Source organism: Paenibacillus sp. 23TSA30-6 (assembly GCF_014858585.1).
GTDB lineage: Bacteria > Bacillota > Bacilli > Paenibacillales > Paenibacillaceae > Paenibacillus.
In genome coordinates, this window is the sequence record NZ_SLTL01000016.1 from 64,971 (window position 1) to 79,318 (window position 14,348).

The 14,348-nt window shown below is 44.6% G+C and carries 14 protein-coding genes; 10 read left to right on the forward strand and 4 right to left on the reverse strand.

From position 1 onward, the window contains the following. Positions 1 to 256: 256 nt before the first annotated feature. The 3 genes from E0698_RS15840 to E0698_RS15850 all read left to right on the forward strand — a co-directional run bounded on the left by E0698_RS15840 (position 257) and on the right by E0698_RS15850 (position 3,162). Positions 257 to 1,627, forward strand: a complete 1,371-nt coding sequence (locus E0698_RS15840) for a transcriptional regulator (RefSeq protein WP_238354022.1) — start codon at positions 257 to 259, stop codon at positions 1,625 to 1,627. Between the two features lie 679 nt (positions 1,628 to 2,306). Next, entirely contained in the window at positions 2,307 to 2,549 is a 243-nt protein-coding gene (locus E0698_RS15845) for a DUF1871 family protein (protein ID WP_192512179.1), read from the forward strand. A gap of 310 nt (positions 2,550 to 2,859) precedes the next feature. After that, on the forward strand, positions 2,860 to 3,162 hold the full coding sequence (locus E0698_RS15850) for a YunC family protein (RefSeq protein WP_192512206.1): 303 nt from the start codon (positions 2,860 to 2,862) through the stop codon (positions 3,160 to 3,162). Between the two features lie 137 nt (positions 3,163 to 3,299). Here the strand turns inward: E0698_RS15850 and mtnA are convergent, their stop codons facing one another. Continuing rightward, a complete protein-coding gene (gene mtnA, locus E0698_RS15855; RefSeq protein WP_192512180.1) occupies positions 3,300 to 4,409 on the reverse strand; it encodes an S-methyl-5-thioribose-1-phosphate isomerase in 1,110 nt (369 codons plus the stop codon). A gap of 5 nt (positions 4,410 to 4,414) precedes the next feature. Continuing rightward, entirely contained in the window at positions 4,415 to 5,638 is a 1,224-nt protein-coding gene (gene mtnK / locus E0698_RS15860; protein ID WP_192512181.1) for an S-methyl-5-thioribose kinase, read from the reverse strand. Positions 5,639 to 5,949: 311 nt separating this feature from the next. Between mtnK and E0698_RS15865 the strand changes: the two genes are divergently transcribed. The 6 genes from E0698_RS15865 (at position 5,950) to sufB (ending at position 12,172) form a co-directional block, all read left to right on the forward strand. Beyond that, on the forward strand, positions 5,950 to 6,420 hold the full coding sequence (locus E0698_RS15865; protein ID WP_134910452.1) for a Dps family protein: 471 nt from the start codon (positions 5,950 to 5,952) through the stop codon (positions 6,418 to 6,420). A 581-nt stretch (positions 6,421 to 7,001) separates the two neighbouring features. Then, the gene (gene sufC / locus E0698_RS15870; protein WP_025685365.1) at positions 7,002 to 7,784 is read left to right on the forward strand and encodes a Fe-S cluster assembly ATPase SufC; all 783 of its coding nucleotides are present in this window, start codon (positions 7,002 to 7,004) and stop codon (positions 7,782 to 7,784) included. A 23-nt stretch (positions 7,785 to 7,807) separates the two neighbouring features. Continuing rightward, positions 7,808 to 9,112, forward strand: a complete 1,305-nt coding sequence (gene sufD / locus E0698_RS15875; protein WP_192512182.1) for a Fe-S cluster assembly protein SufD — start codon at positions 7,808 to 7,810, stop codon at positions 9,110 to 9,112. Beyond that, on the forward strand, positions 9,109 to 10,332 hold the full coding sequence (locus E0698_RS15880; RefSeq protein ID WP_044648558.1) for a cysteine desulfurase: 1,224 nt from the start codon (positions 9,109 to 9,111) through the stop codon (positions 10,330 to 10,332). Before sufD ends, E0698_RS15880 begins: the two co-directional genes overlap by 4 nt. Next, a complete protein-coding gene (sufU, locus tag E0698_RS15885; RefSeq protein WP_025685368.1) occupies positions 10,322 to 10,744 on the forward strand; it encodes a Fe-S cluster assembly sulfur transfer protein SufU in 423 nt (140 codons plus the stop codon). Before E0698_RS15880 ends, sufU begins: the two co-directional genes overlap by 11 nt. A 30-nt stretch (positions 10,745 to 10,774) precedes the next feature. Next, entirely contained in the window at positions 10,775 to 12,172 is a 1,398-nt protein-coding gene (gene sufB / locus E0698_RS15890) for a Fe-S cluster assembly protein SufB (RefSeq protein WP_192512183.1), read from the forward strand. Here the strand turns inward: sufB and E0698_RS15895 are convergent. Beyond that, on the reverse strand, positions 12,169 to 12,441 hold the full coding sequence (locus E0698_RS15895) for a hypothetical protein (protein ID WP_192512184.1): 273 nt from the start codon (positions 12,439 to 12,441) through the stop codon (positions 12,169 to 12,171). The genes sufB and E0698_RS15895 overlap by 4 nt on opposite strands. Before the next feature lie 189 nt (positions 12,442 to 12,630). On the opposite strand from E0698_RS15895, the gene E0698_RS15900 reads away from it, so the two are divergent. After that, on the forward strand, positions 12,631 to 12,993 hold the full coding sequence (locus tag E0698_RS15900; protein ID WP_044648561.1) for a YmaF family protein: 363 nt from the start codon (positions 12,631 to 12,633) through the stop codon (positions 12,991 to 12,993). Between the two features lie 244 nt (positions 12,994 to 13,237). Here the strand turns inward: E0698_RS15900 and E0698_RS15905 are convergent, their stop codons facing one another. Then, positions 13,238 to 14,302, reverse strand: coding sequence for an HD-GYP domain-containing protein (locus E0698_RS15905; RefSeq protein WP_149095353.1), 1,065 nt, complete (start codon positions 14,300 to 14,302; stop codon positions 13,238 to 13,240). Positions 14,303 to 14,348 lie beyond the last annotated feature (46 nt).

Below are 14,348 nucleotides of genomic sequence, written 5' to 3' on the forward strand. Positions count from 1 at the left end.
AATAATGATGTTGATAAGGGGTGTGCTATAAGGAATTTCAACCCCCAATTGTTCTCTATCATGGTACAAATACTATGGTTATAGAGAAGAAGAGTTAATCCGAAAAGGTATCTTAAGTAAATATATGAGAGGTATATGATATTGTTCCAGAAGATGGTACAATGTATTGCAGTAAGTCTGTTCTATTATTGGATTGCAATAGCCTTCTTTTTAATGAGTTGATTCCTAACAAGTTCCTTTTAAGGGGTGGTTTATTTTGTCTAATACAGCCACGATACTCACAGAGATAACCAATCATATGAAAGATAATGATTTAATTCTAAGCAACTTAGCCAGAGAAGTAGACATGAATCCTGGTACGATGAGCAGCATCATTAATGGGAACCGCACTTTTTCAGTCGATCAACTAGATCGAATCACAAAAGCAATGGGGCATCCTGTCGGCTATTATTATGAACGATATGTGCATGAGTATTTAGCGGAAGCTAACCCTAATTGGCGTCGAATGAGTCCTTTCTTACATAATTGTGCGAGATTAAACAAATTGGACTGTATTCATGAAGTTGTAAACTTATTGATGGACAAGCTGGGATATTCAGAATCCTTATTCGAACTTGCTGAAGAACTCTTTAAAGAAGAGTTATATGAGGCGGCAGCTATACTTTATGAAAATGTAGCTGTAAGTGAGAAAAAGCAATATTCAGAACGTCTGGCTATGTGCCAGTATCGATTATTTGTGGCAAGACAAGGTGATAATCAAGAGGAAAACTATGATGCGGTAGTTCAGTTTCAAACTTACGTTGAGCGCTTGGATGAAGCGGATCAGCTAGATGCGTTAAGGGATTTAGTGAATACATGTCGTTCATTGCGTAAGTGGGATAAGGCCAATAAGTTTGCTACAACTTTGGGAAATAAAGCAGAAATACAATACAAAATCGATCAACAGTATCATGCAAAGAGCGAACATAGAAAGAAGTCATTTTACCCTCCATTTGTATACTGGGCATTTTCACATTTAATTCGTGCTGAAGCTTGTGATGCTAAGAAAGATTATGAAACAGGGCTCCAGCATATCCAGAAATATGCCGATTTAAGCTGGGTGGAAGAAGAAGATGAAACGACCCTAAAATGGAAAAATCAATTTAAGGAGTGGGCAAACGCCAATACCTATGTGAATAGGCTCCTTGCGGGTGAAGTAAACGTGCTTCCCGATTATGTTGCTTATTTTTCATCAAGAAAAGATGAAGTTCTTCCCGCACTTGATATTATAGTTGAGGCAGCTAACCAATATCATTTTGATGTAGATGATATTCTAAAGCAATTCGAGGTGGATATTTCATCTTATCTGGAGGAACAAAGCATCGAAAGCTTTTATACTCAACGATTCATAACAGAACGTTTTATACATTTTTCGAAGGAATTATCAGTTTACTATTTGACCAAAGGAAGATTTTCTGATGGCTTTAGATTTTTATTAAGTTGTTTGGAAAAATCTACATTAATCAATAATAAATCGTATATAATTAAATGTATGAGACTGTTTGAGTTTTTTCAAGAACATGCTTCTGCTGAGACAAGGGCAGTTTTCAGAAATTTGATTAATGAGGTGGATGAAGATGAAACGTAAAATTATTCTAACCTTTTTAGTAGCCAGCTTTATGTTAGTAGCAGTAGTGACTATACCTTTACAATTTCCAGATAAAGGGTCTAGTTATCAACCGACACATCACGGCGAAATTTAATCATCTCTAATAGGGATAAGTGATTTAAATTCGCATCAGTTATTGAAGCAGATCATTAAATTCTTATGATCAATACAGAAGGTTAGATGGGATTGTCCGTCTAGCCTTTTTGATTTGTAAGGAGTTAGGGACGGTTGATGCTTTTTTCTCAAAAATGATCTAAATAAAGCCCCCCTTTTATTGGAGGACTTGATAAAGTCAAGTTATAATATGGTCTGATATTAGTGACAAGTTGTAAATATTCTTGTTCAATAATCTCCTTGACTGTGTTTTTATTGGGAAGGTACATGCAGGTCATTGATCGCGCATAGGTTAAAAAGGAAAAAAATAATAAAGATAGCTAAGACGGCTCCGACCATGATTAAAATAGTTTTCTTTTTCATTAGTATTAGTTAAATGACCAACTATCAAGTTGACCTTTGGTGTTCCCATATACTATAGGTAGGGTCTGTCAATAATTTTGTGTAAACTCATTTGGAATACGTTACCAGTCCTAAGAGTAAGTATGATGATGCATATAAAGCACTATCTAAATCGTTATTTGGAGAGTAGGAGTGTACAGAAATGAACGATGATATCGTACAAATCATTAATGAATGGAATCCAATCGAAATATATCCTTTATTAGAAGATGAGTACTATTCCGAAATACGTAGAATTTATGAGAAAAGTAATAAAACAAACTCTGTAGAAGAATTAGCCAAACAAATTCATTTTGGATTTGCACAATCTTTTAAAAAGGAGTTCGATAAAAGTATTGAAGCGTGTCGATTGATTGCTAAGAAAATAATTGATGTTACAAAATAATTTATATCTGAGCTTACCTCTTTGATTGTATAAAGAAGTGAGCTTTTTTGTAGAGTTATCCCGTCTGAATAAAGGGGGATTAGATTAGAAAGTGGGCACAGAGAATCGAGAATCCTAAAATCAAATCAAATCAAATCAAATTCATTCTTAACGGATTGATGTGGAATGCGCAGAAAATGCACATTACGCAATAGTCACTCCACAAAATTAGTGTACTAAAATTCAATACATATCCACGGGTGTCCACACTCACGCGCAAATGCTGCATAAAATATCCCGGATGAACAAAGAGGAGGTGCACGTGAGGACAATGATACACATGGAACCCGTACAGGTGGGTGAGCATTCATTTATCGGAGTTGAGGTCAAACTGCCTAAAACAACGCTGTTGACCATCTCCAATTTCCGTGGTTACATCATGTGCGGCGCACTGGATGTCGGATTGCTGAATGAACGGCTGGGAGATCGGAAAATTCTTGCCGCACGAGCTGTGGGTGTGAAAACGCTGCGCGAATTGTTGGAAGCGCCCATGGAGTCGGTGACGACGGAAGCGGAGCAGCTAGGGATTAAGCCGGGTATGCCGGGGTATGAGGCGCTGTTGAAGCTGGTCTAAGTGGTAGGGCTTTTACTCTACGAAGGTAGAAAAACGCGAAAAACCGGGGCAACTTCGCTCCGGTTTTTCAATAGAAAAGTTATATTTTATCGAGTAAAACAATTCAACCTTCATACGAGCTACATGGCCCAGACAAATTAATCTACAAATAAAGCAGGCAGGCTGTCGCTAAAGGGAGCTTGAACGATCCCTTTTTCGGTAATGATGGCGGTAATGTATTCCTGAGGCGTAATGTCGAAAGCCGGGTTATAGACCTTGATACCCTGTGGGGCCGTCCTTTTGCCGAAGCTTTCGGTAACTTCCTCCGCAGGGCGTTCCTCGATGGGAATGTCTGCGCCTGTTGCCGTGTGCAAATCAATTGTAGATAGCGGTGAAGCTACATAAAAAGGAATACCATGCGCCTTGGCCAGCACAGCTAAGCTGTAAGTCCCGATTTTGTTGGCGACATCGCCATTGGCAGCCACTCTGTCCGTGCCGACGATGACGGCCTGAACCCATCCTTTGGCCATGACCATGCCAGCCATGTTGTCACACAGCAGGGTTACATCAATACCAGCCTGCTGAAGTTCAAAAGCCGTCAGTCGCGCCCCTTGGAGCACAGGACGCGTTTCGTCGGCAAACACTTTCAGGTGTATGCCGTTCTCATGTGCGAGATACATGGGAGCGAGCGCCGTCCCATACTTCGCTGTCGCCAGCCCGCCTGCATTGCAGTGAGTGAGCACGCCCATGCCGTCTTGGAATAGAGGTAAAGCATGGACGCCGATCAGGCGGCATACTTCCTCATCCTCTGCCTGAATGGATATAGCTTCACGCTCCAATCCGGCATTCCAATCCTCGACCCGTCCTCCGGTCGCTTCGGCCGTTAGTTCTTTGGCCCGCTTCTTCATACGGTCCAGTGCCCAGAACAGGTTCACCGCGGTCGGTCGTGATGTAGCCAAATGCCCGCAAACGCTGTGTACATGCTCCAGCCATCCAGCAACATCGGTTCCGCCGTAAGCGGAAGCACCCAGCACGACGCCGTAGGCCGCAGCCATCCCGATGGCCGGCGCACCGCGTACCTTCATGGCATGGATGCCATCCCACACTTCCTCGGCTGTGAACAAATCCAGCATCACGATGGATTCGGGCAGCAGGCGCTGGTCCAGCATGGACAAGTGGTCACCTTTCCATACTAGCGACGATAGAGCCTGACCAGGCACTATTGCTTCATTGGAAGCTTCAGTCGCAGATTTTTTGTTTTCACTCATATCCATTAAGCTCCTTTAGTTTGGGCAGCCGTTGCTGTCTGAATAATGTCTCCCAATTCACGAATCGAATGCACCTCACGATTGCGTAGAACCAAGGCTTTCCCGATAGATAGCGCCAGTCTTTCCGCTGCTTCCTTGATCGCACGATTGGCAATCGTGTCTATATCGGCCACATGCGACAAGCTGATGATGCGGCGGATGACTTTGCAGCCTGCAAAGCCAATCGTATCTTGCAGCACTTTCTGGATGTACAAGTCCTGATATCCCGGTGTGCGGGCCATGTGGTCGGTAACATGCTTGTCCCACAGTTTGCGGAACCCGCTCTCATACCGCTCCCATACCTGAATGGCAGTCTCTAAAAGCCAGTCACGCCGTTGCTGCATAGCTGTCTCGTCAGTAGTCCATCCGGGCTGTGCTGCGTAGTTCAACAGCAGATTGGCAATCACCGCCCCGATATCAAAGCCCATCGGTCCGTAGTAGGCAAACTCGGGATCAATGACTTTAGTGGACTCCGCTGTTACAAAAATACTGCCCGTATGAAGATCGCCATGCAGTAGCGCTTCTGTTCGCGTCAGAAATTTCTCGCGCAGCAAAGCCACTTCCAGGTGAATGGCCTGATCTGTACGAAGTGCCTCAGCCTCGTCTTCGATGTACGAACCATAGTTGTTATTGTCCGAAAACCGATAAGGCTCATCCAAAATAAGATCCTCGGTGATTTTGCAAAGATCCGGGTTGATAAAGCGCTTGACCAGCTCTTTTTTGTCTTGCTGATTCATGCCCAGATCCGAGGTGAAAAAGAGCGTACGTGCCAGAAATTCTCCAATATGGTCAGCGAAATGCGGATATGTGTTTCCTTCGATTAATCCTTTGCGCATGATTGTGTATGAGCTTAGATCCTCCATCACAGTCAAGGCGAGTTCATCGTCATAGCCGAGCACCGCAGGAACCAGCTCAGGGCAAATGTGGTGCTCCTGCTGAAGTGCCTCGCGTTCAATACGGGCACGATCCAGTGACAGCGGCCAGGATTCACCCACAATTTTCACATAGGGAAGCGCCTGTTTGGCAATGATACTCTTGTCAGATTCAGAATCCGTAATATGAAAAACCAGATTCAGGTTACCATCACCGATTTCTCGGCCTTCCAGACGGGCGTCCTGACTAAAAAATCCGGGGATGCCCTTCACGAATTCAATTGCTTCTTCTGTCGTTAAAGGATGATATTGGGACAACGAAGTCACCTCCATAAAATGTGCTTAAGTCGATTTCCAAAAATACTAAAAGATTAAACCAACCATTTTGCTTGGGTAGAGCCAAGTATAACGAAAAACGCTTGAATTTTGTACATTTTTTTTACGAAACGCCGGAAGAGCACTCAGGAACTCTGTTGTTTTGTTTCGTCTCTATACTGGAAGGGTAAATAATAAACAGACGTCCGGCAGGCGAAATACCGTGCCCGCTGGCGTCTTCCCGTCAGAATGACGGTGGATGAATGCGTAAACGTTCCTGAATGAACAATTTGATGAAAAGGAAGGGATTTATTATGGCTAAAACAACAAGCAACTCGAAAAATACGCAAACGAAATCGGTGGAAGAACTGTTAAACCGTCAGGTGGCCAATCTGAATGTGCTATATGTGAAGATTCATAACTATCACTGGTATGTGAAAGGCACCAACTTTTTTACACTCCATGTCAAATTTGAAGAGCTATATAATGAAATTACGCTAAAAATGGACGAGATCGCTGAACGCCTGCTGGCGCTGAAAGGTTCTCCTTCAGCAACGTTAAAAGAATATCTGGAGTTGTCCTCGATTCACGAGGCAAGTGGTAATGAGGATGCGCCGAAAATGGTACAAACGCTGATTGAGGACTTTGCCACCGTCTGTGAGGAATTTCAGGAAGGGATTGAATTGGCAGAAAGTACTTCTGATCAGCCAACCGCAGATTTGCTGATTGGTTATAAGGCGGATCTGGAAAAACATATGTGGATGCTTCGCTCTTATCTGGGCTAACCATAACAATGATGCTGCAAGCTTGATTCTGACAGTTTAATTCTTATTCCATAGAAGTGGGACCGTATTCTGAAATAAGCGCTACACGTGTAAAAACGCTACTGACATCATGTTGTCGGTAGCGTTTTTATGGCTGAAAAATACAGCAATTTACAGCATTTTAATGTTTTTTCATAGATGGGATACGATTATGATGGGATATGCGGTAATGATGAATAATTACGCTATAATATAAAATAGGAAGCAGAAAATCACGGTAAAATAGCACCTTTCTTTTTCATTGTTCATCACGTTGGCTTTTAAACACACTTCGTATTTAGATGGGTTCGTATGCTATTTTGCCATTTGTGAGCTGGGTTCGTATGAATATTTTATGAAGAAAGTCGCATAACGTGTGTCTGTTGGGTTGCACCCTTAAAGATATTTATTATAAAATAACTTGAGAATCATTGAGAATCAGTTTAGAATGATTATAAATAAATTTTTAAATATTTCGCTTGCTTGAAATCAGGGGGCTCCCCTGTTTAAATATACTTTCTGATTTCGACACCACACTACAAATTTTGGAGGGTATTCCGAATATGGCTACAAACTTTAAGATTGAAGGTCTCAAAGCGACCATTGAAGGCAAGGAAATTCTGAAAGGCATCAACCTCGAAATGAAGGGCGGAGAAATCCATGCCATCATGGGTCCTAACGGAACGGGTAAAAGTACATTGGCCTCTGCTTTGATGGGGCATCCCAAATATGAAGTCACAGATGGCAAAGTAACTTTGGACGGAGAAGACGTTTTGGACATGGAAGTGGATGAGCGCGCACGTGCGGGATTGTTCCTGGCTATGCAGTATCCGAGTGAAATTGCAGGGGTCACCAACTCCGACTTTTTGCGTAGTGCAATTAACGCACGCCGTGAAGAAGGACAGGAAATTTCCCTGATTAAATTTATTCGCCAAATGGAAAGCAAAATGAAGGAACTTGAAATGAATCCTGAGTTTGCTCATCGTTACCTGAATGAAGGTTTCTCCGGTGGTGAGAAAAAACGGAATGAAATTTTGCAAATGATGATGATCGATCCGAAAATCGTCATTCTGGACGAAATCGACTCCGGTCTGGATATTGACGCTTTGAGAATCGTGGCTAGCGGTGTCAATGCTATGCGTTCCGAAGAGCGCGGTTTCCTCATCATTACTCACTACCAGCGTCTGTTGAATTACGTTAAGCCTGATTTTGTACATGTCATGATGCAAGGACGCATCGTTAAATCCGGTGGACCTGAGCTGGCTGAGCGTCTGGAAGCGGACGGTTACGACTGGATCAAGGAAGAACTGGGTATCGTTGATGAAACTGTAGGACAAGAGGCGTAAGCCGGAAGCGAGGAGGAAAACTAATGAGTACACAAACAATCCTTCCGGTAGATTCCGAGCAACTGCGCGTTCTGTCCGAACGTAACGGCGAGCCGTCATGGCTGACCGCAGACAGACAAAAAGCACTTGAGCTTGCAGGCAAACTGGAGCTTCCGGTATTTGAAAAAACCAAAATCGAACGTTGGAATCTCAACGATTACGGTCAACATAAAAACAGCGAGGCGATTGCATCGGTGGGGCAGGTTCCCGCAGCGATTGCCGATCTGGTAAAAGATCAGCAGGAGGGCGGTCTGATTATCCAGCACAACTCCGGCGCGGTATATGTGAAGCTGAGCGAGGAATTGGCAGCGCAAGGCGTTATTTTCACGGATCTGCAAACGGCGGTTAAGGAGCATGGTGATCTAGTTAAAGCTCATCTGAATACGGTCATTAAGACGGATGAAAATTCATTGTCCGCGCTGCACGCAGCGATCTGGAACGGTGGAGTATTCGCTTATGTGCCGAAGAATGTGGAGTTAAATGTTCCGCTTCAGGCTGTTTTCCTGACAGATGATGCGACAGCAACCTTTGCACCTCACGTACTGCTCATTGCTGAAAGCCATAGTTCCGTAACGTACGTAGACAACTATGTATCTGCGGATTTGGCTGCACCTGTCATTCATAATGGCGCAGTAGAAGTGGTAGCGAATGCAGGAGCCAAGGTGCGCTATGCAACGGTGCATCAGCTTGGAGAGCAAGTAACGGATATTTCGATCCGCCGTGCTACGTTGGGGAACGATGCAGCTATCGAATGGATTGTCGGAGAAATGAACTACGGCAATACAGCAAGCAATACGATGTCCGTGCTGAAAGGCAATGGCTCCAACTCGGATGCCAAGATTATTGCTGTAGGCTCCGGCTCGCAAAAGCTGAACTATACGACACAAGCACAGCATTTTGGCAAAAGTTCGGCCAGCCAGATGATTACACGCGCAGTTATGCGTGAAAATGCTTCTTCCATTATTAACGGTATTACGAAAATTGAAAAAGGTGCTACCAAAGCAGACGGCCAGCAAACAGAACGTGTTCTTATGCTTAGCCCGAAAGCGCGTGGTGACGCTAACCCGATCCTTCTGATTGATGAGGATGATGTGACCGCAGGTCACGCAGCTTCGGTCGGTCAGGTGAATCGTGAACAAGTGTATTATTTGATGTCCCGCGGGATTAGCCGTGCAGAAGCTGAACGCTTGATTATTTATGGCTTTCTGGCACCTGTCGTTTCTGAAATTCCGCTTGAAGGACTTCAACAGCAGCTGCAAAGCCTTGTTGAAAGGAAGTTAGGCCAATGAATACTGCATTGATCCGTGAACAGTTCCCGATTTTACATCAGGAGATTAACGGTCATCCGCTGGTTTATTTGGATAATGCGGCCACTTCGCAAAAACCGCTGGCGGTCATCGAGGCGATCAAGCACTACTACGAATATGATAATTCGAACGTTCACCGTGGTGTGCATACCTTGGGGAGTCGCGCTACGGATGCTTATGAAGGTGCGCGGGAGAAGGTAGCCCGCTTTCTGAATGCAAAGCGCAGTCAGGAAATTATTTTTACAAGAGGAACAACAACGGCGCTGAATCTGGTCGCTTCTTCCTATGGTAGAGCCAACTGTCAGGAAGGTGATGAGATTGTCATCACACAGATGGAGCATCACAGTAATCTGATTCCGTGGCAACAGGTAGCCAAAGCCACAGGCGCAACTTTGAAATATATTCCACTTCAAGAGGATGGTAGCGTTGATCTTGCTGATGTGGAGAATACCATTACCGAAAACACGAAAATTGTAGCGATTGCGCATGTCTCGAATGTGCTTGGCGTTGTGAACCCGGTCAAAGAGATTGCCGCTATTGCGCATCGAAAAGGTGCGATCATCGTCGTAGACGGTGCACAAAGCACACCACATATGAAAGTAGACGTGCAAGACATCGATGCTGACTTTTATGCTTTTTCTGGTCACAAAATGTGTGGTCCTACAGGGATCGGGGCATTGTACGGCAAAAAGGCGCTGTTGGAAAACATGGAGCCGATTGAATTCGGCGGGGAAATGATCGACGATGTGGGATTGTATGAATCCACATGGAAGGAGCTGCCTTGGAAATTCGAAGGCGGAACCCCGATCATTGCCGGAGCTGTCGGTTTGGGAGCTGCCATTGATTTTCTGGAAAGCATCGGGCTGGACGCGATTGCACAGCATGAAAGCCGTCTGGCCAACTATGCTCTCAAACGTCTCCGTGAAGTGGATGGCTTGACGATTTACGGTCCTGCTGAACGTCATGTAGGACTCGTAACATTCAATCTGGATGATGTACATCCGCATGATGTAGCGACCGTGCTGGATAGTAAAGGGGTGGCTGTACGTGCAGGCCATCACTGCTGCCAGCCATTGATGCGCTGGTTGAAAGCCAGTGCAACGGCGCGAGCCAGCTTTTACCTCTATAACACAGAAGAGGAAGTCGACGTTTTGATCAGCGCCTTAATCCAAACAAAGGAGTATTTTGGCGATGCAACTTGATGACTTGTACCGACGTGTAATTATGGATCATTATAAAAATCCGCGGAATCGCGGACGTTTTGAGGATGACGTGGTCACGGTGGATTTGAACAATCCTACGTGTGGTGACCGGATTTCTCTTCAACTCAAGACGAAGGACGGCGTTGTCGAGGATGCCCGTTTTACAGGGGAAGGCTGTTCAATCAGCATGTCCTCCGCTTCAATGATGACAGAGGCGGTTAAGGGAAAAACGATTGATCAGGCGCTGGATATGGCGAATCGCTTCTCTTCTCTGATGAAGGGTGAAGCCGCCGAATTCGACGATTATGAAGAACTGGAAGCTTTGTCAGGTGTCAATAAGTTCCCGGCCCGTATCAAATGTGCGACTTTGGCCTGGAATGCGCTGCGCAAAGGAATTGATGAAGAACAATAATTTAACTAGAATAGAGGAGGTTTGAGAAACATGGCCAAGCAAGCACCGGAAATGGAAGAGTATAAATATGGCTTTCGTGACGAGCACAAATCCATTTTCCAAACAGGTAAGGGTCTCACTCCGGAAATCGTAAAGGAAATCTCCAAAATTAAGGATGAGCCAGAATGGATGCTGGAATTCCGTCTGAAAGCACTAAAGCAGTTTGAAAAAATGCCTATGCCAAACTGGGGCGGAGATATGAATGAGCTGGATTTCGACGATATCCAGTACTATGTAAGAGCCTCCGAGAAGCAAGGAAAAACGTGGGAAGAGGTTCCTACGGAAATTAAGGAAACCTTTGATAAACTGGGAATTCCTGAAGCGGAGCAAAAGTTTTTGGCTGGTGTATCCGCGCAGTATGAATCCGAGGTTGTTTACCATAGCATGCAAAAGGAACTCGAAGATCAGGGCGTTATTTTCATGGACACCGATACGGCGCTGCGTGAGCATCCTGAAATTCTGAAAGAGTATTTTGCGACAGTTGTACCTCCTGCGGACAACAAGTTTGCAGCACTGAACAGTGCGGTATGGTCAGGCGGAAGCTTTATCTATGTACCGAAGGGTGTAAAATGTGAAGTTCCATTGCAGGCTTACTTCCGTATTAACTCGGAAAACATGGGGCAATTCGAGCGTACACTCATTATTGCCGACGAAGACAGCTTCGTTCATTATGTAGAAGGCTGTACGGCTCCGATTTACAGCACGAACTCGCTGCATAGCGCAGTGGTGGAAATCATTTGTAAGAAAAACGCACGCGTTCGTTACACAACGATCCAAAACTGGGCACCAAACATCTTTAACTTGGTGACCAAACGTGCGGTTGCAGAAGAAAATGCAACGATGGAATGGGTCGATGGTAACATTGGTTCCAAGCTGACGATGAAATACCCGGCAGTTGTGCTGAAAGGCCGTGGAGCTAAAGGTATGGTCTTGTCCATTGCAGTTGCAGGCAAAGGCCAGCATCAGGATGCAGGGGCGAAAATGATCCACTTGGCACCAGATACGACATCGACGATTGTATCCAAGTCGATCAGTAAGCATGGCGGTAAAGTAACGTATCGCGGACTGGCTTCATTTGGTCGTCAGGCTCAAGGGGCAAAATCGAATATCAAGTGTGATACGTTGATTTTGGATAACCAGTCGACCTCCGATACGATTCCTTATAATGAAATCATGAACGACGACATTACGCTGGAGCACGAAGCAACGGTATCCAAGGTATCGGAGGATCAGTTGTTCTATCTGATGAGCCGCGGCCTGACCGAAGCGGAAGCGACACAAATGATCGTTATGGGCTTTATCGAACCGTTCACCAAAGAACTGCCGATGGAGTACGCGGTAGAGATGAACCGTTTGATCAAGTTCGAAATGGAAGGCAGTATTGGTTAAAACGCTGTAACCCTTGGTGAGACAAGGTTTTTGAGATAATCTAAAGATCTTAAAGACGGATCGTGCCGATTTTGTGCCGACTCGTATTCCCTGTTAGTGTAGGAGGCGAACTTTTTAAGTTCGTCTTCTTCTATTTTTTCCGTAATATCTAAATAGATGTCGGCAGTTTTCTGAATTGTCTTATGATCTAACCGTTGCAATACATACTTAATACTTAATCCACCTTGAACCCTCAGATCAACATATTCCTTTAGTTCGGCTACCGACATTCTGGTTTTGCGAAACCACGTCATTCTTTTAATCCATTCCAGATAAGGATGATCTATGATTCGGTTGTTTATAAGGGGAGGTAGAATTAAAAAATTTATTGTTAGGACTGCGGATAATTGCCTAGCGCTTAACTATGTTTGCTTAATAGGATGTTGTAAGCCGCAAAAACATAAGGAGGCAGGCAACGGATGCAGAAGAATAAACCTGCTGTAAAGAAGAAAACAATCTCTTCTAAACAGACACAAAGGCATGTACATGAATTTGAAGGTAGTACCAAACTGGCTGAAGAAGGCGCAGACCGACATAATCACCGCTTTGCAGGTGTTACTGGGCAAGCGATTCGAGTTGGAAGAAGCCATGTCCATGAAATTGATCTTACAAATACTGATTTTCTGAACCACTTTCATAATCTGAAAAAGATTAGAACAGGACCAGCTATCCCAGTCGGAAATGGCAAACACGTACATTTTGTTACAGGCCAAACTACATTAAATGATGGTCATGTACACCAGTTTAATTTCGCAACATTGATTCAGGCACCTCTTATTTAATGAACGAATGTAGAAGGTGAGTAATCAGGTTTGAGGTGAAGGGTTCCATAGGATAATTCTCGCTTTACGAGGGTTATGTTGGGGCTGAGCCATGATGACTATCAGGCATTTGTCCGTAACATAAAAAGAGGCTGTCCTTCGTAGAAGAACCTACGAATCAAGGACAGTCTCTTTTTATTCGCGTAGCCTGTGCTTCGGCAAGACATTTCGTTCCACCGAAGTAACGCCGGGAGGCATTAGCAGATCAGGATTCCAGAAAAATTTCATCAATGGATACATGTCGCTCTCTGGACAAGTCTACATATTCATTATCGTTAATTCTCACTAAGGGTCTAAAGTAATCAGCAGGATTGTTCAGAATAATCGTTCCTGTCTGACCTGTAGTCAACAGGACCTGCTTGTTAATAAAGTTCGGAAGCATATGCCGGATGAAGACTTGAGTGGCCTCCGGGTTAAGATGTCCGAAGCTCATGCTGTGCAGCTCGCGCAGTACGGTGAGCAGCTCCTGCTTCGTCTGGTACACACGGTTAGAGATCATAGCGCTATATACGTCCGCAATCGCCGTAATACTAGCGAAAGGGTGAATATCCTCCTTGAACAGTCCATGCGGGTATCCGCTTCCGTCTTCTCTTTCGTGATGCTGCAAGGCGACGATGGCTGAAATCTCATCGCTGGTTGAATTGCGAATTATATTATAGCCGTAGAGGGAATGTTTTTTCATTTCCTGAAATTCTTCAGGCGTCAGCTTATCAGGTTTATTCAGAATCTCATCCGGTATCATGGACTTGCCTATATCATGTAAATATCCGGCCTTGCCAGCGATATAGGCTTCTTCTTCCGTATATCCAAGCCATATGGCAATGTAATACGACAGTACACCTACTTGGAGAGAATGATTGTACGTATAGTGATCTCCCCGCTCCATAATTAACAGCAGAGATACGACATCTTTTTGACGAGTCAGCTCTGAAACGAGGGGGCCGAACAGCTCATCGACTCGAAATTCATCAAATTTGCCGGATGCGGAAGCTTCGAGAAACATGCTTTCAAAGCCATGAATAGTCTGCTCCATAAGGGGAACGGCGCGTTTAAGGGACTCGGGGGAAGCGGGAACATCGGGGGCAAAGTCAACCGGAATGCTCGCTGAACCGGCATCAATGTCGATATAATCGACACCGTGCATGATGAGCTTGGATATATCGTCGTGCTGTAGCATGGTGCCCTGAATCATGACGGGTACGCCGTGTTCATTGTATGTATCAGATCTGAGACGATCTCCTGGCTTGGCATCGGTAACGTGAACTCTCATGTGCTTAACCTCCTTATTGTCGTAAATTTGTCGAAAATACGAAGCA

Excerpts from the sequence above, each read along its gene's own strand:
- E0698_RS15845 (WP_192512179.1), top strand. The coding sequence starts at position 2,307 with ATGAACGATGATATCGTACAAATCATTAATGAATGGAATCCAATCGAA.
- E0698_RS15850 (WP_192512206.1), top strand. The coding sequence starts at position 2,860 with ATGATACACATGGAACCCGTACAGGTGGGTGAGCATTCATTTATCGGA.
- mtnA (WP_192512180.1), bottom strand. The coding sequence starts at position 4,409 with ATGAGTGAAAACAAAAAATCTGCGACTGAAGCTTCCAATGAAGCAATA.
- E0698_RS15865 (WP_134910452.1), top strand. The coding sequence starts at position 5,950 with ATGGCTAAAACAACAAGCAACTCGAAAAATACGCAAACGAAATCGGTG.
- sufC (WP_025685365.1), top strand. The coding sequence starts at position 7,002 with ATGGCTACAAACTTTAAGATTGAAGGTCTCAAAGCGACCATTGAAGGC.
- sufD (WP_192512182.1), top strand. The coding sequence starts at position 7,808 with ATGAGTACACAAACAATCCTTCCGGTAGATTCCGAGCAACTGCGCGTT.
- E0698_RS15880 (WP_044648558.1), top strand. The coding sequence starts at position 9,109 with ATGAATACTGCATTGATCCGTGAACAGTTCCCGATTTTACATCAGGAG.
- sufU (WP_025685368.1), top strand. The coding sequence starts at position 10,322 with ATGCAACTTGATGACTTGTACCGACGTGTAATTATGGATCATTATAAA.
- sufB (WP_192512183.1), top strand. The coding sequence starts at position 10,775 with ATGGCCAAGCAAGCACCGGAAATGGAAGAGTATAAATATGGCTTTCGT.
- E0698_RS15895 (WP_192512184.1), bottom strand. The coding sequence starts at position 12,441 with ATGTCGGTAGCCGAACTAAAGGAATATGTTGATCTGAGGGTTCAAGGT.
- E0698_RS15900 (WP_044648561.1), top strand. The coding sequence starts at position 12,631 with ATGCAGAAGAATAAACCTGCTGTAAAGAAGAAAACAATCTCTTCTAAA.
- E0698_RS15905 (WP_149095353.1), bottom strand. The coding sequence starts at position 14,302 with ATGAGAGTTCACGTTACCGATGCCAAGCCAGGAGATCGTCTCAGATCT.